A 21,642-nucleotide genomic window follows, 5' to 3' on the forward strand; every position below is an offset into this window, starting at 1 on the left:
GTAAACATAATCAATACAAAAACATATAGATAAATAATAGTAACATGAAGCTCAAAAATACTATCACAATAAGACTATTCTTATAATCTTTAGATACTTTTTTTTGAGCAATCTGTAGTATTCGACTTACAATAAAAGAAATGCCAGCAATTATCATAAATCTAAGCGAAATTTCCGTTAAACCTTCAATACAATAATAAGTAAATGCAACAATAATCAATAAAGAACTACATATACAGACCCATTTATATAAATTAGGGAATAACATATATTTTCTCCTAGCTGCTTCCTGCTCAGAAAGTTGTTTCCCCATAACATACTTATAATACCCTCTACAATTAAGAATCAACATAACTAAGGCTGCAATCATCATATCAAAATTTATATTTCTCATATTCATCCCTTTTATTGTTATATCACACCCAGTTTTCTATCTATTCTAATATAAATAATTAAAATTGAATATATTATTCCTCAAGCAATCGATAATTTATATTGTTTTCCTCTAAACACTAATAGTATACTGAAATTACATATGTTGTCAGCTTCTACTGATTATTATGCGGAGGAGAGAGAATGAGTTTTTATTTTACTGATCAAATACAGCAGTCTTTCAATAAAATATTCCATCAATGTAATAAAGATATTGCTTGGGCGGGCAAGGCTGAGCTTGATGCCCTTGTGAAATTGGACGAGGAAGGTCAAAAGATTCCAGGTATCGGCGATGTGTACGCTATTTTGGCGCGCGTCTATTCTGGACCTCAGTTCACGTGGATTGAAGCAGGCTTCCCTGAGGATGACACAAAGGCGTATAGTTATTTACATACGGCTATTCGCAAAGGCAGTGCCATCGCTATTTTACAAGCTATGCGTACCTCTGGTGCCCTTACACCAACTATTGAAAAAGAGTTGCCTATGACGAAGGACCAAGCATTCCAGCGCGTCTATGAGGGCGCCCAAAAGGGTTGTTCCTACTGTGCCTACGCCATTGCCAATGTATACCAATGGGGGGATTACCACATCTTACCATCGGCTCGAAAGGTGGCTAACGAAGGTGAACCATCTACCTTTGTCCGTTTCTTAAAAAGCTTATTTGTACAAGCAGATCAACGTAGATCGACCAATAAAATAAATGCTATTGCTCAACAATGGTTGCGTAAATCTGCCGATGCAGGCCTTGTTATTGCATACCGAAACTTGCGCATTACCTATGTAGAGCAAGATAATAGGGCAATGGAAGAACAAGTCATTTTTGAAGGTGCCAAAGCAGGTTTGCCACTCATGATGTATTTAGCAGGCGATATTTGTAAGTCTCGCGGGGAGCATGAACGAGCTCTCGAATATTTTGAGCGTGGTGCGGCCATGAATAATGGCATGTGTTTGCGTGAAGCTGCCGAGTACTATGCAAAACCATGTGAGTCTAACAAAAGAATTCCTCAGAATATTCAAAAGGCCCTCAAATACTATGAGCGTGCTGCTATAAGCCCAGATTATTTAGACTTTAACGACCACGCTTATGCTACCATGCAAGCCATCATTCTTCGCACCTTGAATATCGATGGTCAGTCTCAAGACTGGTCTCGCATCGCTCACTTATTGCAACAACCAGCTATTTACACGCTCGATGCTATTTGGCCGTATCTCGCTTATGTATTTACTTTCAAAAAAGGTAATACCCCTGCTATAAGAACCGCCATAGAGTGCGTCAATCAGGCTAGCAAATGTTTCGATAGATACGGTAGTTATGACTATGCGGACCATCTATGGCAACTGGCCGCCGGCTATTGCTACGAAATTGGTGCCATTACAAAAGAACCTGATTTAGACCAAGCCGTTACGTTCTACGAGCATGCTCGTGAAAGCATCAATCGTCTCAACACAAGAAACGATAATTGGTTAGGTACTGGTGAGCCGTTGGCAATTCCTGACGAAGCCTCTGAGCGATTAGAGGCCTTTGAACTCGTTGATGGACATTATCAGTACAAAGAAGGGATAACGCAATCTTCTACAACATGTAACCCTATGCCACCTGCATGGCCGCAAAACTCTGTCGATGTATTAGAAATCTTCGAGAATTCTACTACTGGTTGGCGCACGAATAAATACGACTGGAATTTCATTCAACGGGAATGGGATACACAAAAATATCTCAGCTTTATCATCTATGATAATCGTCAATCCATAGAAAACATCATTTACGATGTGTACAGTATCGTTATGTTCCACAATGAAGACAAAAACTCTTGTACTATCTATCTATACGGCTACATTGAGGAGCCTAGCGAACTAGATGAAAACGTGGATCCTAGGGTATATGAAATAAGATACTTTAAAGAAATGTCCATTCCTGCAGGTCTCGCTTTAATTAAAGACTTCTATGATAATGCTACATTGCCTGTGATTGATGAAAGCTGGGAGAAACAGTACAAAAATACTACGCCTCCTAGAGAATATGTATTAACTTGTGACAACGATATCTTCTACCTCAATCAATATGAACTTTCCAATCAAATGATTAAGGATGCCTTAGAAGGCGTAGCCAATGGCAAGTACGATATCATTGCGGTTCGCCCATCTAACCTCGACGATCCGGGTATTAGCTACTTCATCGAGCGCGGAAAAGGTAAAAACTTACATATTTCTCTCTATATCACTATAGAAGACGACGTAGAAGATGACATCGTATATGGCTTTAAACGGGAATCTAGCAACTTAACCTCCATTAATTACTGGATCCAAGAATCTATAGCAAGCAATAAACTTCCGGACTTAAGCGATTGGGAAGAAGTTAAAAAGAAAGACTAAAGGAGGGATACTTTGGAAACGTGGAAACGAACGGTGTACATTTGCGCATTCTGCATATTCTTCATGTCCCTCGGGATTAGTCAGGTAAGCCCTATTCTCCCTCTATACTTCCATGAAATGGGCTTAAGCGATACAGGATCGATAGCACAATGGTCCGGTGCCTCCATGGGCATCACCTTCCTCATTGTCTGCTTAGCAGCTCCCTTCTGGGGCCGATTAGCAGACCGTAAGGGACGTAAGATTACCCTCATACGCTCTAGTCTTGGTATGGCTATATGTAGTATATTATTGGGCTTTCAGACTACACCAGAAGGTGTGTTCCTCGTTCGTACATTGCAAGGGTTAGTAAGCGGTTTTTACCCCGCATCGGTAACACTTATCGCGTCAGAAACACCGCAAAACCATACAGGTTGGGCTCTAGGGATTATAGGATCCTTTAGCCTTGCAGGCTCACTAGCCGGTCCGCTTGTAGGAGGGTATCTCAGTGATGTAGTAGGTATTCGAAATGACTTCTTTATCATCGGGGCCCTTATGCTTATCTCCTTTGGCTTGACGGCAATGCTGGTACATGAAAACTATGTTCCAAAGCCACTTGTTGAGAAGCAAACCTTTAGAAATCTAAAAACTCACTTACCTGAGTTTTCTAGTTTAGTCGCTTTATCTGCAACCTCCTTCCTGTATGCCATTTCGGTTACCGCCATCTCCCCCATTATGACGGTTTACATTAAAGGAATGCTACCAAGCAATACGGAAAATATAGCCTTCATATCTGGTGCTGTGTTCTCTGCCATGGGTATCGCCCAATTCTTTAGTAGCTCTCCACTCGGGAAATTAGTAGACCGTATAGGCCCTAGAAAGGTGCTCATCTACTCGATGATCTATGTAGGTCTACTCAATATACCGCAAGCCTATGTGGACTCTGTGTATGTACTTGGGTTTATCCGTTTCTTGCAAGGTTTTGGGCTAGGTGGTATGTTACCTGCGCTCAATACCTATTTAGCATCAAAAACACCTAAGGAATATACGGGACAAGTATTCTCGTACAATCAGTCTTGTTTGTCTATGGGTTACTTTCTAGGCTCCTTTGGTGGTTCCATCGTAGCCGCTCAATTTGGCTTCACAACCCTTTTCTGGGCATGTAGCCTTACCTTTATCGGCGCTGCCCTATGGGTTGCGTTAAAACTAAAGTAACGCCGTAATACAACGAAAATAGTGCAAATGCATTAAAGAAACTATATAAACAAATAAAAAGAGCTGTTCTCAGAACTCAGATGTGTACTGATTCCGAAACAGCTCTTTTATTATATTTTTTGTAAAAGTTTAGAAAATTTCACTAGCTAGGGGATGATCATTCTATATGTATAGAATAACTATTGTCTCTAGTTAGGTATTATAGGATACCGAGGATTTCCCACCATGCGTAGCCCACTGTAAGGTTTACGATGAAGCACATGATAGCGAAGATACCGCCGATAATCCACCAGCTCTTAACTGTGTTGTAACCTGCACCGAATACGATTGGAGCCGCTGCACCGCCGTAGTGAGTCAACGCACCACCGTAGGAGTTTGTAGCAGCTAGTAACAAGGACAACGCCATTGGGTTTACACCCGCTACTTTACCTACAGTAAGGAATACTGGAAGCATGGCTACAACGTACGCACTACCAGAGGCGAACAAGTAACGAACAGCGATACTGATAGCGCCGATGATAATAAGAGCCAGCATTGGGTTGTCGCCGAAGTTGAAGTGTGTGCCCATAAAGTCAGCTAGCCATTCAAAGAATTTAACCTTGGACAACGCACTGGACATACCGATGATACCACCGAACCAGATCAATGTGTTCCAAGCACCTTTGGATTCAAGCATATCTTCCCATTTGATTACGCCTGTTACAAGAGCTGCTACCATGGCTACGATAGCTACTGCTGTTGCATCAAGGGAGAATTTAATGCCAAAGCCTTGCGTCAAGATGGAAGGCAACGCCCAACCAACTAAGGCAAGGATAAAGATAGCAATAAGAGATTTCTCGCGACCAGACATAGGTCCAAGTTCTTTCAAACCTTCATCAGCAATCGCATGAGAGTCGATGTGTTGAATAGATGGTTTGTCTAAGTAGTATACCAAAGCAGGTGTAATGAGAAGCATCACAAGACCTGGTACTACGAGTGCTAATGCCCAAAGGCCCCAGTTGATATCTACGCCGAGGATTTTGTTCATGTAGTCAGCAGCCAATAAGTTTGGTGCCATTGCTGTAGCGAACATCAAGCTTGTTACCTTAGTCACCATGTATGTGTTAACCATGAGGTAAGAACCAGCTTTTTTAGCGCTTTCACCAGGCTCAGAACCTAACGCTTTTGCTACAGAGTTCATGATTGGGAACACGATACCGCCACAACGTGCTGTGTTGGAAGGTGTTACTGGAGAAATAATAAGGTCTAATAAAGCAGTTACATAGCCAAGACGCAATGTAGTGTGACCTAAGGATTTAATCAATAGGTACGCAATACGACGGCCAAGGCCTGTTTTTACGAACGCCACACTGAGGGAGAACGCAGAGAATACTAACCATACTGTGGTAGATGCATAACCAGACAATACGTTTTTCGTAGCATTCAAGAAAATTGCAGAACCTGCAATAGATAATAACAAGATAATTGGTGCTGGCCAAGGTTTAACAACAAGACCAACGATAGCCATTAAATAGAAGCCTAGCAGTCGCCAAGCTCCAACGCTCAAACCTTCTGGCGGTGTAATGAACCACATTGCCAGAGGAATGGCAAACATAATTGCAATTTTAAGTAGCTTATTCATTCTTACTCTCCTTTAACATAAGCTATGCCTTTCATGATCGGTCGCGCCGTTCTAGCCACGCCCGCCTTCTCCACATGCCAACCCTTATCTTTGGTTAGACATATTTCGAAATCAAATTTCCCTGATGGATGCGCTAAAGTAACTTGATTCGTTTCTTTAGCACGTTCGCTCACTACTTCGTTCGCCACAGTCCCCGTAATCAGCGCTGCTGTAGCTGTACAAATACCACCTGTAACAGCATACGCTTTATGCATTACAGCGAGTGCCTTTGTACGCGCCACGATGTCTATACTATTCCCCTTGATAGTTCGATCATCGCTTGCCACGTAGGTTTGTGGTGCGGACACCATGCATACCTTTGGAACTGCAGGACTAGCAGCCTCTTTAGATGGAGCAAGTCCCATCATTACAGCTGCAGTAGTGCGAATATCTTCAAGTGTATTGAGTAATACACCGCCATCCGTTTCTGTGAAAGCCGGTAATTCCGTGCCTTCATAACCAAGGTCTGTAGCCTTTACAAATACAGCTGGATTAGCTGCATCTACGAGACTGACTTGGATTGTGCGTCCATCAGCCAATGTAATTGTGTCTTGTACATTGCCTGTTGGTAGTAGCTTACCTGTCTTAGAACCGCCAGGCTCCAAGAAATATAATGTAATACGAGCACCGGTACCAGGCACGCCATCAATAGCAAAATCACCGTCAATAACAGGTTTGCCATCTCGGACTGGCACGTGCGCTTCGATAACCTTATTTGTATTTGTGTTAAAGATACGAACCACTGTTTCTGGTTCTACAGCTTTCACAAAGCCTTCCATAATAGCAAACACCCCTGCACCAGCAGAGATATTGCCACAGTTTCCTTCGTAATCCACCACCGCATCAGCGATACCTACATACCCAAAGGTATAGTCGATATCTGCATCATCGCGGACAGAAGGATTTACGATAGCCACCTTGCTCGTCAATGGATCGGCACCGCCGATGCCATTAATTTGACGCGCATCGGGCGAACCATATAAGTCTAAAATCATACGGTCTCGTGCTGCAGGCTCAGCTGGAAGCGTATCTTTTAATAGATACGCCCCCTTACTTGTGCCTCCGCGCATATAGGTAACAGGAATTTCTTTATACCCGTTCATAACGTACTCCTTTATGCTCACCACTTATGCTTTGCCATTTGCATAGTAGTTGATGAGACAACCTGCTGCGATAATATCTTTTTCTTCATCGCTGAGGTGACCTAAGTGCAATGTGATTTCTGCTTTCTTCACGCCACCGCTGATAACATATGCTTTGTAATCATCGGAGTCAGAGAATAATTGGTCACGCACATTTGGCACATATACATAATCGCCTACTGCCATAGTTTTGGAGTCTTCTTCGCTAGTTAGGAACGGTAGCATGCCCCAGTTAATAACATTGCTGCGATAACGTTTTGTAGCATATTCAATCGCAATATTAGCACCGCCACCCAATACGCGTTGGCAGGATGCTGCTTGCTCACGAGCAGAGCCATCACCCGGACGATTAGCATATACCATGCTGGAAACAGCTGTAGACTTAGCCATATCTTCTACAGATTCTGACAAGCCAAGAGCTTGCTTAACCTCTTCGTATGCAGCGACTAACTCTACTGTACTTTCACCTTCTTGACGAGATTTTTCCCAATCGCGAACGGTTTTAGCACGACCTACATATTCAGGAACCTTACGGCTCAAGGCAAATTCAGACAATGCATATGGATCTGAACGGAAGGAAGATGTTTCACCAGATGGAATCAACTCATCCGTAGTCGTTACAGGGTCATCGATATAGGCAACTACTTTGAGCAATACATTTGGGGTCAATTCTTTAATAGCTGGCCAAGGTTTAATGGATGGTCCATAAATGAGTTCAGTATTTTTTTTAGGCTCATTGAAGCCGCTATATACTTTGCTTTCATAAGGTTTATCATCATAGTGGTAAGCTGGTACTACATCATCATAATCGATATCAGTAGCCGCAGTTAATGCACCACCGTTAATAGCAGTAGCCGCTACGGAACGGGAGTCGAGAAGTGCAACGGAAGAAATTTGTCCGTTACCAGGTTTAGAACCTTCGCGATTCGGGAAGTTTCGTGTCGCATGACGACCACTGAGTCCAGTATTGTTAGGTGTATCACCTGCACCAAAGCATGGCCCGCAGAAAGCTGTACGCACGATGGCACCAGCACTCATAAGATCTACAAGAGCACCATTTTTCATAAGTTCTAAGTAAATTGGTTGGCTAGAAGGATAAACGCTAAATGCGAAACGACCGGAACCTACGCTCTTACCGCGTACGATGTTAGCCGCTTGCATAATGTTTTCATATAAACCACCAGAGCACCCTACGATGATACCTTGATCTAAATGCAATTTGCCGTCAAAATGTTTTTCAGGCAATTGTAAAGACAAGGATTTATTATCTAATTGCTCTACCGCTTGACGTTCGATTTCTGCTAATAAATCGCGACCACCTTCGTTGATTTCTTTAATTGTATATACATTGCTTGGATGGAATGGCATAGCAATCATACTTTCCACTTCCCTAAGATTAACTTTTACTAGGCCATCATAATAAGCTACATCACCAGGGTTAAGCTCTTTGTACGCATCACCGCGACCATGAAGTGTCAAGAATTCTTTCGTTGTACTATCTGTTCTCCAAATAGTTGTAAGGCATGTAGTCTCTGTAGTCATTACATCGATGCCGTTACGGAAGTCCATGGATAAATGTTCAATACCAGGGCCTACGAATTCCATTACTTTATTTTTCACAAAGCCGTTTGCGAATACAGCTTTTTCAATAGCGAGTGCCACGTCTTGTGGACCTACGCCGTGTTTAGGTTTTCCATCGAGGTAAATAGCGATAACTTCTGGACGTTGTACATCATACGTACGGCCAAGCAATTGTTTTACAAGCTCTGGACCGCCCTCACCAATCGCCATAGTACCAAGAGCACCGTAACGAGTATGACTGTCGGAACCGAGAATCATTTTGCCACAGCCTGCCATTGTTTCACGCATATATTGGTGAATAACTGCAAGATGAGGAGGTACATAGACGCCGCCGAAGCGTTGTACTGCAGATAAGCCAAATACATGGTCGTCTTCGTTAATTGTGCCCCCTACAGCGGCTAAACTGTTGTGGCAGTTTGTCAAAATGTAAGGGATTGGGAATTTATCTAGACCACTAGCAATAGCCGTTTGAATAATACCAACATAGGTGATATCGTGAGATGTTAAAGCATCAAATTTGATGCGTAAATCTTGATCGCCTTCATGTTGTTGGTGGTCCATTAAAATACGGTACGCCATCGTTTCCTTATAGGCGCGCTCTTTATTAAAAACTTCTTGCTGATCAAGGGCTGCACTAGAATCTGCAGGAACGATATCCGTACCGTGATATAAAAATACACCATTTGAAATTAACTCAACCATGACTTGCTCCTTTATTACTTTCACGCATGTGTAAACCTTTACAAACACTATACTTTCACCATGTGTATTGGTGAAAGTTCCATTTCTCTTGCTAGTACCTAGTCTTTAGTAATTTGTATAAATCTAGCATCCCTCATCTGTACCTAGCCTTTAGTTATATCTAATCTGTATAGAACTAGCAGCTCCTCATCTGTACCAACTCCATGGGATAGAGTACAATAATACATATGTAAAGGAGAGTTTATGGACACGAAAGATTGTACAATTTTAAAAACCTTAGCAGAGGAAAATAATATTACTTATGCGGCGCGTCGTCTATTTATGACACAACCTGCATTGAGTGAACGAATAAAAAAATTAGAAAAGGAATTTAACTGTCCCATCATCAACCGACAAGCTCGCGGCGTAGAGTTTACCTACCAAGGTCAACGCCTTGTGCGATACGCCGAAGATTTGCTCAATTCCTATACTTCGGTGCGCCAAGAGCTATTAGCTATGGGTAGTGAACCACGTGGTACATTAAACCTAGGATGCTCAAATGTATTCGCAAAGTATCATATTCCTCATATTTTATCGACCTTTAAAGAGGCGTATCCGCACATTGACATCATCATGTATACGGGACTTAGCTATAAGCTATACCATGACTTCCTTGAAGGTCGCCTACATGCTGCCATCATCCGCGGTGCTCACACCTGGACAGAGTCGAAAGAACATATTTGGTCCGAACCATTCTGCTTCTTTAACAAAACACCTTGTGCCGTTGAGGACTTACCTCGTCTGCCCTATATTCACTATCAAACAGATCCGAATTTACAGCAAACTATAGATGATTGGTGGTATTCTCACTACTCACAACCACCGATGCGCACCATCGAGGTGAACGACATCGATACCTGCATGAAGCTAGTCAACCAAGGACTTGGTTTTACCATCCTTACCCAAAGCTGTGGCAACGATTACCCTAAACTATTTAAGGAAACCTTAAAGGATCTTGATGGTCACATCATGACTCGTGATACATGGATGTACACCCGTAACAGTGCCCTTGAGTCCAAGCCAGTACAGGCTTTTTACTCATTTATGAAAACCTGGGCTGACACAAAGGTATAGTATATATTCCTTTAATACATATAATATATTATGAAAATGCAATAAAAACAAATTGCTCTTTTCTTTAGTATCCATAAATTTTACTTATACCTTATATCTCAGTATATGCAAAAAACCCGTCATGACAAGAATCATGACGGGTTTTCTTTTATATAATAGCTTTTATAAAAATAATTTCTCTACTATGACACAATCACGTATCTTGGATTAGAGTAATAATAGCATAATCACAACTGTAGCAATGATACATGGTACAGCATTGCGTTTTGCCATTTCCATAGGATTGATTCCTGCAATACCAGCAACGATAATACCTGCGCCTGCTACGGGACTCATACTACGACCGATACCTGCACCGATTTGCGCCATGGAGCCAAGTTCCATAATGCCATACCCAAAGTCTGCTGCGTGTGGTGTTACAGCACCGTTAAAGGCAAGGGCTGCCGCATTACCGGAACCAGAGATAACAGCCAACAAGAATGGACCAAAGGCCGCACCGATTTGAGCGATTTGTTGAGAGTTCTTCATGCCATCAATAAGAGCATTAGTAAGACCGATAAGTTGCATCCCTGCTGTGAAGCAAGCTGCTGCAGCCATAAGGCCAACGACATCACACATACCATCGCCAGTACCGCGGAAGAACTTTTTAACAGCTTCTGCCACATTAGGACGCACGGCAATGATACCAATAGCAGTACCGATGAGCATAGATACAGGAACAGAGATTTCTGGGATAACCGCCACTTGTTTACTACCTAATACAAGTAATACAAGAGGAATAATGGGAATGATTGCATAGAAATAATTTACTTTGAATTCTTTACCTTCCGCTGCAGTATCGTTTTTCATTACATACCCGGTATGCTCCTTCTTAACGATAGCTACGATGTTAAGCAAAATAGCGGCTACTACGATACCGATAATTGCTTGCATGGAGAAGCTGGCAATAACTGTCATTACGTCTACCCCCGCTAGTTGTGCCACTTGAGGGTTGAACATAAGGCCTGGACTCAAGGAACTACCCCATGTACCTAAGAAGATAGCAGAACCAGCCATCGCTGGATGTACTCCAGAACGAATGAGGGCAGGAATCAATAATGCACCTACGGCCGCAGCACAACCTGCCGCTGTAGGCAATGCAATATTAATTAAAAATGTAATAATAACAGCGCCAGGAATGATGATTTTCGTCATCTTTTTGAGGCCTGCAGAAATGAAATACACCATGTGCTCTGTACATTTTGTATATTCCATAACATAGCTAAAACCTAACACCGTACAGATTGTTGGTACAAGACCTGGATTCGTAAGTTCTTTCACAAAGGCCGTCGTACCAGCACCAAGCTGCCCACCAATAAAGCACATCAGTAAGCCCGATAATAGTAAAACGAGCCGCGTTTCAAACTGTTTAATAATAGCGATAAAGGTCGCTACTACGATAACAATACCTGCAATAACCATAACTCTCCTATCCGTGTACATATGATGCAAAATAGCTATATCCCCTCTATAAACACTTTACATCCAATACACAACTAACAACACTAAATACAATAGTCCTATCTATGTCTTACACCTAAGAGGCCTAACTATAATAAAAATAATCACTCAAATATATACAGTATAATCATATATCTATATAACTACTTATCTATATAGAAAAAAGTATATTAAACAAGCTTCGTTTCTTCCAAGCTAAGTTTTCTGATCACCTTATCAAGCACCTCTGCACCCGTTACGATATCATCCATTTCGGCAAATTCTGCAGGATTATGACTGATACCATCACGACATGGAATAAAAATCATTCCCGTAGGAACTGCCTCCGCCCAATGCATCGCGTCATGACCGGCACCGCTCGGCATAGTCATATATTCTACACCTACAGACTTAACAGCCTCTTCGATTTCTCGAATCATCGCAGGGTGCATCGCCACCGGATGGTCTTGTGCAATAGGCTCAATCGTATAAGATAATCCCCGTTTTTCTGTAGTAATATCGATAAATTCCTTAACAAGAGTGATTATGGAATTGCGAGCTACCTTAGATATGCTGCGAATATCTACGCCTAGTTTCACAGCTCCAGGAATGACATTCATCGCCCCTGGTGTAACCTCCACAACACCGACAGTTCCCACCACGGGTGGTTCCTCTTGCATAGATGCAATCTCCTCGATGCCGAGGATGATTTTTGAGGCTCCACATAGGGCATCATGACGCAAGTTCATCGGCGTAGCGCCACTATGATCGGCATTGCCCCGAATGGTTACATAGAATCGCTCTGGCGCTGCAATACCAGTCACAATACCAATCGTTTTCTGTTCGTGCTCCAGTACCTTTCCTTGTTCAATATGAATTTCTGTGAAAGACTTTACAGGTCGTTTATATTCCATTTCTTCAATCCCATCGGGATTTAAGTTGCGACCTTTCAATGCTTCGTACAAGGAAATTCCTTGTTTATCTACCAATCGGTGTAAGTCTTGTAATCTTAATTCACCACGCATGGCCTTACTACCTAGTGTAGCATTCCCAAAACGACCGGACTCTTCACACATGAAGGATACCACAGCGATGGTATGGTCATGTTCATAACCATCGTCAGTGATGCTACGAATTACTTCAATGGCAGATAACACGCCCACCACACCATCGTAATTGCCTCCATTGGGCACGCTATCCGTATGAGACCCCATCATAACAACGGGTAACTCTGGATTCTTCCCGCTCTTATAACCAATAACATTACCAAAATCATCAGTCTCAACGGTTAGTCCCGCATCGGTCATGCGGTCTATAATATATTGCCGTCCTGCCCAATCTGCATCGGTGAAAGCAAGGCGATTAATGCCCTCACCAGGAGCCGTCAATTGGGCCATAGCCTCAAAATCTTTAACCAATCGCTCTCGTTGAATCATGTAACACCTCATAATCTATTACATCAATTACTGACAAACCATATGATGCTAGTACATAAAGCTTATTTTAAATAGTGAGCAGCAATAGTACCTAATGCAACGATACCATTTAGCATATCTTCTTCATCGATATCAAAGAGCGGATTGTGATGCGGTGCTTTAATGGCAGATCCCACAACCATATAGGTCGCTCTACCGCCGCGATCAATGACACGGTTCAAGAAGTACGCACAATCTTCACTACCGCCACCGCTGTAATCAAATGGAACCTCTTTAAAAATACCAAGTGGCTCCACGATAGCTTGCACCTCACGAGCTAAATCATCGCTGATACGGCCTGCAGGAGTTTCTCCTTGTTTTGTGATTTCAAAGGTACAATCGTGCATTTCTGCAGCACTTTTAATAATAGTCTTTGCTCGTTCAATCATATAATCGTTGATTTCTGTCGTAGCACCACGAGTTTCTAGTTTAAGAACTGCCACATCAGGCGTCACATTGCGGCCTGTACCGCTTTCAAAAACACCTACATTCATGCGAGAAGCGCCTTGACTATGACGAGCGATGGCTTGTAAGTTAAGAACTGCTGTACAGCCGGCGAGCATTGCATTTTGTGCCTTTTCAGGGGAGCCACCAGCATGAGCAGAATAACCGTGGAATACCGCATCAAGTTTTGTAGTGGCTAAGAAGCCATGATCGCTACACGCAAAACAATTGGATAGATTTTCATTAAACCCAATATGCATGCCGAACATCAAATCTACATCATCCACAACGCCCGCTTCCGCCATCGCTTTAGCACCGCGCACGCCTTCCTCTGCTGGTTGGAAGATAAGTTTAATAGTGCCTTTGAATTCATCCTTGTGCACAGCCAAATATTCAGCTAGGCCCAGCCCCATCGTCATATGTGCATCATGACCACAAGCGTGCATCGCCTTATCGTGACAAGAACGGAATCCTTCCTTTGTAGGCACATGGCTATCCTCTTTAGCTTCGATAACATCGTTAGAGTCCATGTCTACACGAAATGCTACTACGGGACCTTCGCCGCCGAACTTCATAGTTGCAACAATGGCCGTTTTACCATAGCCCATCTTTTCTACAAGCTCAGGATTAGCACCTTCTTTGATGGCGCGATCCATAGCGGCTTTCATAACCTCATCACTAGGCAAGCCCATACGAGAGTCTAAATCGAGTACATCTGCGCCTAACGCCACATCATAGCCCAAAGAAATAAGCCTATCCGCTACCTTCGCAGCAGAGCGATACTCAAGCCAAGCAGGTTCAGGGTACATATGAAAATCTCGACGCATAGCGATTAACGCATCACGTCGTTGTTGCACAAAATCTTTTACAGACATAAATACCTCCTTAACAAACTAATAATCACGTATATATTTACTATATGAATTGATATGTAAATAGTCAACTAAATGGCGCATGTATACAGTATCTAAAATATACTTTATGTTATAACAAAAAACACATATACTACGAAATGATTTCTGTGATATATGTGTTCTTATCGATTTATTCTAATATTGTTTTATTCAGTTTTGCCAGTACTTCTCGTTTAATAGTTCGTTGTCTATCCCAAGCAATGATAACAACGGTAGCAATAATCATAGCCATACCAATTAGCCCTAATAGACTAAATTCATTTCCTAAAAAAGCCCACCCAAAGAAAGCCGCCGAAATAGGTTCAATAGATGACAAAATAGATCCTGGTACGGCCCCAATTCGTTTAACCCCTTCTAAATAGGCATTGAAAGATACTATCGTCCCGAGGAATATGACATTGAAACAACCAATAATAGTCCATGCGTCCCACACTGCATATGAATTCGGTTGATGGAATAATATAGCGGCTACAATACCACTAATGAACATCCCGAATCCCACAATAGGCAACGTGCCATATTTGTAGAGTAAATCAACAGGAGAAATACTATATACGGCTACACCGACAGCAGATAAAAGCCCCCATACGAGAACCGCCATCGGGAAGCTTTTAATAGAAAGACCATCACCATTCCCCATCAAACAAATGGTCCCCACTAAGGCAAGTATAACAGAAACCGTCTCCCCCTTGGATGGTCGTTTACCATAGCGAACCAGCAGGTAAATAATAATCATAGACGGCGCCAGATATTGTAAAACCGTTGCAATGCCAGCTCCAGCTAAAGCAATGGATCTAAAGTATGTATATTGGCATAATGCCATTCCAAATACGCCAAAAATAATGAGTCCTAGCGTATCCTTTACACTATGAAATACATTAAAGATAGAATTTCCAAATCTAAACCATGCATAAATAACAGTTAGTAAACCTGCTGTAATCAATCGCATAGTTACTAGCCATTCCAAATTCATATCTCTAAAATTGCTTAAGAACTGTACGGATGCACCTGATACACCCCATAAAACAGCGCCTAATAAAGTTATAATAACACCAATAACTTCATATTGTTTCATGCTAGTCACCGAGCAAAGATACGTGAACTTTCACAACCACCTTACGGATTTTGATGGGTTTATCGTTTACAGCAAGCAAGGGCCGATGAACATCAGAGGGGAAGAATACGGTGTAGTACCCTTCTGGGCAATGGATTTGCCCTTCATCAACCGCTTCATTAGGATAGAAATAGCAATCTCGATCTGGATAGGACTCCACAGGTTTAACGAGACCTTTATCTACGAAAAAGCCCATGTTTTCCTCGCCGCTCACCATAAATTGGATATCTACATAATTACGATGCGATTCTGGTTTTGTAGCTTCAAATAGTTTTGTTTCTACATCATCTACGTTAGCATACATCATGTCACCCTCGATGGCATGACGCCCTCCAGGCAACGCTTTCAAATCTGTGTTTTTCAAGAAATCCAAAGCGCGCACGATGGCTTTAGGATAGCCCATTTTTGTATAATCTGCGGTAATATTAGAGAAAAACATACACAATCCTTTCACAATATCTATGGATATGGCACCACAATAAACCAATTATATTACCTTTTATGTTAGCACATATATACATAAAGAACTAGCTATTCTCTTATGTAAAAGCCCTCCATACGCTACATATATGGAGGGCCTCAGTAAAATACTATTCAAATTTATGACTTACGTCAATCATTACACTATGAAATTGTTACAGTATTAAATTGTTACATTATGCAATTGTCTATTCAGTTGTAGTGATTCAAACTGTATTAAATACAGCATGTGGCCATTACCTTATTCTTGGGTTTTATGAGCAGCGATAATTTCTTCCGCTTGCTTATGTGGAACCTCTTCATAGGTATAGAACTGACGGTTAAATACGCCTTGTCCTTGTGTAATGGAGCGCAATGCAGTCACATAATCGGACATTTCAGCCAATGGTACTTGTGCTTTAACAACGGAAATACCGGTTCTTTCACTTTGTTCCATGCCTAATACACGACCTCGACGGCTATTCAAATCACCCATAATGTCGCCCATGAAAGCATCTGGTGCAAACACGTTGACTTCATAGATTGGTTCTAATAGTACTGGTTTCGCCTTAGGAATCACATCCTTGATAGCCTGTGACGTAGCTACTTTAAATGCTAACTCTGAGGAGTCTACGCTGTGGTAAGATCCATCCAAGAGTGTCACTTGCACGCCAATCATAGGATATCCTGCAATTAGGCCTTTATCTAGGGTTTCTTTGGCACCCTTTTCCACTGCTGGTATGTATTGCTTAGGTACAGCACCACCAAAAATTTTGTCTACGAATGCAAATTCGCTACCATCATATAATGGATCCACTTGAATCTTAACGTGACCATATTGACCATGACCGCCACTTTGTTTCTTATACTTAGACTCGGTTTCAGCAGAGCCTTTAATGGTTTCGCGGTATGGAATATATGGAGCCACAAGTTTAGCTTGTACGCCGTATTTACGGTCCATTTTGTTGAGGATATGCTCAAGATGTACTTCGCCCATACAATCGATTTGTAATTGGCGAGCTTCAGCATTTTTCACTACTACGCAAGTAGGATCTTCTTCTGCCACTTTAAGAACAGCACTAGCTAATTTTTCCTCCTCACCTTTTTTCACTGGCTCCATAGCCACTGTATATAGAGGTTGAGGGAAACGAATAGCATCGTATGTTACTTTAAAGTCAGGAGCCGTTAATGTATCGCCGGTCTTAGCATTGGCCAATTTCGGTATCACTACGATATCGCCAGCTTTAGCAGCAGATACAGGGATTTGTTGCTTCCCGATAAGGGTAACCATCTTGCCCCATTTTTCTTCTACACCTTGGTTTACATCATAAAGGCGATCGCCTTCTTTCAGTTCACCAGAGAAGATACGTACAAAGCTTTGTTTGCCTGCGAATGGGTCTAACAATGTTTTAAATACGAATGCAGTTAATGGTTTATCTACATGTACAACACATTGTTCGCCGGTTTCCGCATCAGTTGCGGTCATCACTTTTTTAGTTGCATCCGGCATGTAACGGATCATACGATCCAATACTTGATCTAAGCCAATACGAGATGTGGCACTGCCACACATGATTGGGCACACACGGCCACTAATCATCCCTTCACGCAAGCCTTGGCGGATTTCCTCTAAGGATAATTCTTCGCCTTCTAAATATTTTTCCAACAACTCATCGCTACCTTCAGCCGCGGCTTCTACGGTCATTTCCCGAATTTCTTGAGCCTTTTCGATAAGGTGAGCTGGTACAGCGACCTCTGTTGGTTGGCCGTCCTTATAAGTAAACGCAGTCATTTTCGCTACGTCTACAACGCCTTCAAAATCGGCACCTTCACCGATAGGAATCTGCAATGGCATAATGCCTTTGCCAAATAATTCCCGCATTCTTTCAATAGTGCCAAAGAAGTCAGCACCATCAACATCCATTTTATTGATAAATGCCATGCGAGGCATTTGTAATTCAACTGCATAATCCCATGCGCGAACTGTGTCAGTTTCTACACCAGATGTGGAGGATAGCACCATCAACATACCATCACAAGCACGCAAAGCGGCACGAACTTCGCCATGGAATTCGTTATAGCCTGGAGTGTCTATGAAGTTAACCTTATGGTCATGCCACTCACATGGCGCCATGCCCAATTGAATAGTTACATTACGTTTAATTTCTTCCGGTTCAAAGTCCATAATATGTTTATTATCTTGACCTTTACCTACGAAATCAACCGCACCAGAAGTTAACAACAAGGATTCAACAAGAGCTGTTTTGCCCGCACCATCGTGGGAAACAACAGCAACGTTTCTAATTTTATCACTACTGTACTCTTTCATTGGAATCGCCTCCTTACTGGCAAATTACGGCTTTGCTAATACATTTCGACACTACAATAGAAAAATCCTCTTTTTCTGAGAAAAATTTCTCCAAAAAGAGGATTAATATAATTCTTCAATCTATATTTGACGAATAAAGACTCAAATTTACCAATAAGGACTTAGAAGAGTTCCGTACCCGTACAGAGTATAACTAATATTGCAATACTAGTCATCTATAGTTTCGACGACTTTCCTTCTATTCCTAAAGAATTTTAGTATTTCTATGTTTATAATGAAGTTAAAGATCTATTAATAAAGCTTTATTCGTAAACCTATATAGATGGGACTAGTGCCCTCACAAAGTTATAAAAAAGACGGTCTGTACTTGTGCAGCGACATCAGGAACGAGGAGCAAGCAAGTATAGACCGTCTTTTTTAATTAAGTTGTCATTATGTAACGGGGTCCCATCTATATATAGGCAATACTAGTGGTAAATATATAATTCACTAAAAGATATAGGTAAATCATAGAATACTAAAATTCTCCCGTCCGTTTACCGTAGTGTTTGGAGTCCCCATTTTGTTTCCAACCTACTGTATCACCGATGGACATTACGCGGCGCGTCAGGCAGTCTTTACATTGTTCTGCATTGTCGTCCACGCAAGGTTTATTATCATATAGCAAATATTTTGCACGGTGTTCAGGAATGGTGATGATAGGCATTAGGATATTCGCCCCAGCCGCTAAACCTTTTTCACGGCCTAGTTTATCTAGTGCTTGTAAGGCAGTAGTTGCCGCAATGTTTACGTCTTTCAAGAATAAACGAGTTAGGGCAATCATCTTGAGGCCCAGTTGAACTCGTCGCAACTTACCCTCTTCATCATCAATGCCCATTGCCAATGCTTCTTGGCCCAGAGGCGTATCATGATGCACCACATAAGGGCCCATACCGATCATGTCGATATCCATATCGCGATAGAACAAGATATCATTTACGAGATCATCTTCTGTTTGCCCAGGTAGACCAATCATAACACCTGTGCCAACTTGGAAGCCTACGCGGCGCAAACGACGTAAGCATTCTACGCGCGTCTCAAAGGAATGTAATTCATCACGAGGATGAATCTTATGGTATAAATCTGTATTGGTTGTTTCAATGCGTAATAAATAACGACTCGCACCAGCTTCACGCATGCGACGGTACGCCTCTTCGCTTTGTTCCCCTACACACATCGTTATGCCAAGAGAACCATCACCAATGGCTTTAATATCGCGAATTAAATCCACAACATAGTCCACAAAGGCATCATCACAGCGTTCACCAGATTGGAGTGTAATGGAACCATATTCATGATCGTACGCCCACTGTGCCATCTTGATGATATCTTCGCGATTCATATCAAAGCGTTCCGCCTTATCGTTTTCTCGGCGGATACCGCAGTAATTACAATTCTTAATGCATCGGTTCGAGAACTCGATGAGGCCACGATAATACGCTACAGGCTTTACGTATTTTGCCTTCACTTCGTAGGCCTTTTTATATATCAACTGCAACTGCTCTTCATCAGTTACAGACATGAGAAATCTTAGTTCCTCCTCGGTCAGCCATTCATCACCGACAAGGTCTTTTGCAAGAATGTCTTGCACTTGCAAACAATCACTTCCTTTCGTAACGAATCGTCATCGATTCGCTTGGTATGGTAATGGATTCAATGTCAGAGACACAGGTAAATCCATTAATTTCGCGCGGCAAGTCCCGCACATGTTTCACTTGTCGTGTTAAACATTCGTGAGCCATCACACCTCGACTCATTTTGGAGGACGTACTCATCTGCTTAAACGTGTTGCCCCGTAATTCCCAAAATTCAATGGTTACCACCTTTGGATGGTTCACCATTTTTGCATATTCTTTAGATGCTAGGTTTAGGATCCAATCTTCCTTGTGAAAGTATGCATCCACTGCTTCACGCCATGTATCGTATAAATTAACGCCTACCTTATCAACCATATCGAGTCGATAGTTGCGCACCCCCATATTAGGTTCAACGACACCATACAACGCGGACATCACAACGAGGTGGCTTTCACCAAAGGTCTTGGCTTCATCAGATAAGTTCAACCAGTCTAAATATTTGAAAGCAATACCATCGTAGCTTTCACAAGCGATACCTACTGGATGGGACTCAAAGTCCTGGTAAAAATCAAAGACAGCCTGTGCCTTATCAGCCTTTAGCTTTAGCGCCTTTCCAAGAGCTGCTACATCAAGAGATTGTACATGATTTATAATCTTTTTCGTGATGTTCGGCTGAAATTGGCTGTCTCGGACTGCATGATGTACTGCCTCATCATTTCTAGCAACATCGGTAATCGTTTTTGTCTTACTAGGAGAGAGGACGATTTTCATGAGATAATTCCGCCTTAATAGATTCCTCTGTCAAATTATCGATCAATTCTGGGTTCCACAACATGAGAGGCACCGCCACTACGTGGCTTGCTTTCAATTCTTTACATAATTTAATGCATTCTTTGAGATAATTAGAATCTTCATCTACAAGGTCGCATACGATAACCACGTGACGCCCTTTAAGGTTTACACCTTCATAATCGATACTTTCAGCAGATACTGTAAGCATGCCTGTTTCCAAGCGGCCTTCGCTCATGTCGTTCAAACGAGACATCAATACATGCTCAAGCATAGTAGATACAGGTGTCACTACGCGGCCTATGCCAATAAGAGCCTCAGGTTGTGCATGAACGATAACCGTTTTCTTGCGTTTATCCGTTCTGAACTCAATAAGAGCTTTTTCTAAAGCGCCAAAAAATACGAATAACTGCCAAGGATCAAAAGAGCCTGTTTGGAACATATCGATAACAGAACCATCCTCATCCATATTGAGGCGCGTCAATAACTCTTCAGCAATGTCGTTAACCACAACACTAAAATCAGATTGTATTGTCTCTTGCACTTTGATTTCCTTTGCCATTAGGGCCTCCTAGTTTTCCATATATCACACTGCTAAGGAATATCCCCAACAGATATTATATTAATCTTAATTATACTATTTTTAATTGTACCATATTTTATACCCCTCTTGGGTATTCAAAGATACGCTTTTCACATAATAGATACGTTAGCAACATGACAAAAGGACCGCCATAGCGGTCCTTTGCATTTTAATTTTGTATTCTAATGTTGTACTCTAATATTATACTCTAATATTGTACTCTAATGCTGTATTCTAATTATGATT

16 protein-coding genes are annotated in these 21,642 nt (G+C 41.9%); 3 read left to right on the forward strand and 13 right to left on the reverse strand.

Going from position 1 to position 21,642, the window contains the following annotated elements; genetic code table 11:
- Nucleotides 1–10 precede the first annotated feature (10 nt).
- Nucleotides 11–394, reverse strand: coding sequence for a hypothetical protein (locus E7K77_RS05450; protein ID WP_024062140.1), 384 nt, complete (start codon nt 392–394; stop codon nt 11–13).
- Between the two features lie 182 nt (nt 395–576).
- On the opposite strand from E7K77_RS05450, the gene E7K77_RS05455 reads away from it, so the two are divergent.
- Nucleotides 577–2,805, forward strand: a complete 2,229-nt coding sequence (locus tag E7K77_RS05455) for a sel1 repeat family protein (protein WP_287510529.1) — start codon at nt 577–579, stop codon at nt 2,803–2,805.
- A 12-nt stretch (nt 2,806–2,817) separates the two neighbouring features.
- Entirely contained in the window at nt 2,818–3,996 is a 1,179-nt protein-coding gene (locus E7K77_RS05460) for an MFS transporter (protein WP_008603175.1), read from the forward strand.
- 199 nt (nt 3,997–4,195) lie between these two features.
- On the opposite strand, the gene E7K77_RS05465 is transcribed toward E7K77_RS05460, so the two are convergent.
- The 3 genes from E7K77_RS05465 to E7K77_RS05475 are packed head-to-tail and all read right to left on the reverse strand — an operon-like array spanning nt 4,196 to nt 9,081.
- Nucleotides 4,196–5,617, reverse strand: a complete 1,422-nt coding sequence (locus E7K77_RS05465) for an anion permease (protein ID WP_008603176.1) — start codon at nt 5,615–5,617, stop codon at nt 4,196–4,198.
- Nucleotides 5,618–5,619: 2 nt separating this feature from the next.
- Nucleotides 5,620–6,759, reverse strand: coding sequence for a 2-methylaconitate cis-trans isomerase PrpF family protein (locus E7K77_RS05470; RefSeq protein WP_278605171.1), 1,140 nt, complete (start codon nt 6,757–6,759; stop codon nt 5,620–5,622).
- A gap of 24 nt (nt 6,760–6,783) precedes the next feature.
- A complete protein-coding gene (locus tag E7K77_RS05475) occupies nt 6,784–9,081 on the reverse strand; it encodes a hydratase (protein ID WP_325306407.1) in 2,298 nt (765 codons plus the stop codon).
- A gap of 243 nt (nt 9,082–9,324) precedes the next feature.
- Here E7K77_RS05475 and E7K77_RS05480 point away from each other — a divergent pair, with 243 nt between their 5' ends.
- Nucleotides 9,325–10,194, forward strand: coding sequence for a LysR family transcriptional regulator (locus tag E7K77_RS05480; protein WP_024062856.1), 870 nt, complete (start codon nt 9,325–9,327; stop codon nt 10,192–10,194).
- A 207-nt stretch (nt 10,195–10,401) separates the two neighbouring features.
- On the opposite strand, the gene dcuC is transcribed toward E7K77_RS05480, so the two are convergent.
- The 9 genes from dcuC to E7K77_RS05525 form a co-directional block, all read right to left on the reverse strand.
- On the reverse strand, nt 10,402–11,655 hold the full coding sequence (dcuC, locus tag E7K77_RS05485) for a C4-dicarboxylate transporter DcuC (protein WP_325306408.1): 1,254 nt from the start codon (nt 11,653–11,655) through the stop codon (nt 10,402–10,404).
- A gap of 209 nt (nt 11,656–11,864) precedes the next feature.
- On the reverse strand, nt 11,865–13,109 hold the full coding sequence (locus tag E7K77_RS05490) for a M20 family metallo-hydrolase (protein WP_287510533.1): 1,245 nt from the start codon (nt 13,107–13,109) through the stop codon (nt 11,865–11,867).
- A gap of 62 nt (nt 13,110–13,171) precedes the next feature.
- Complete coding sequence (locus E7K77_RS05495; protein ID WP_287510534.1) at nt 13,172–14,467, reverse strand: amidohydrolase; 1,296 nt, start codon at nt 14,465–14,467, stop codon at nt 13,172–13,174.
- 169 nt (nt 14,468–14,636) lie between these two features.
- Nucleotides 14,637–15,581, reverse strand: a complete 945-nt coding sequence (locus E7K77_RS05500) for a DMT family transporter (protein WP_287510535.1) — start codon at nt 15,579–15,581, stop codon at nt 14,637–14,639.
- Nucleotide 15,582: 1 nt separating this feature from the next.
- Nucleotides 15,583–16,059 (reverse strand): YhcH/YjgK/YiaL family protein, encoded by a 477-nt coding sequence (locus E7K77_RS05505; RefSeq protein ID WP_008603192.1) that lies wholly within the window; start codon nt 16,057–16,059, stop codon nt 15,583–15,585.
- 282 nt (nt 16,060–16,341) lie between these two features.
- Nucleotides 16,342–18,408 (reverse strand): elongation factor G, encoded by a 2,067-nt coding sequence (gene fusA / locus E7K77_RS05510; protein ID WP_008603194.1) that lies wholly within the window; start codon nt 18,406–18,408, stop codon nt 16,342–16,344.
- A gap of 517 nt (nt 18,409–18,925) precedes the next feature.
- Nucleotides 18,926–20,044 carry a [FeFe] hydrogenase H-cluster radical SAM maturase HydE gene (hydE, locus tag E7K77_RS05515; RefSeq protein ID WP_008603196.1) on the reverse strand — a complete coding sequence of 373 codons (1,119 nt, stop codon included), beginning with the start codon at nt 20,042–20,044 and terminating at the stop codon, nt 18,926–18,928.
- Between the two features lie 4 nt (nt 20,045–20,048).
- Nucleotides 20,049–20,795: a YaaA family protein gene (locus E7K77_RS05520; RefSeq protein WP_008603198.1), complete on the reverse strand. Its 747-nt coding sequence runs from the start codon at nt 20,793–20,795 to the stop codon at nt 20,049–20,051.
- Nucleotides 20,773–21,375 (reverse strand): hypothetical protein, encoded by a 603-nt coding sequence (locus E7K77_RS05525; protein WP_008603200.1) that lies wholly within the window; start codon nt 21,373–21,375, stop codon nt 20,773–20,775. The genes E7K77_RS05520 and E7K77_RS05525 overlap by 23 nt, the downstream gene beginning before the upstream one ends.
- Nucleotides 21,376–21,642: the final 267 nt, after the last annotated feature.

It is taken from the genome of Veillonella parvula, from assembly GCF_032577575.1.
In the GTDB taxonomy this organism is placed as follows: Bacteria; Bacillota; Negativicutes; order Veillonellales; family Veillonellaceae; genus Veillonella.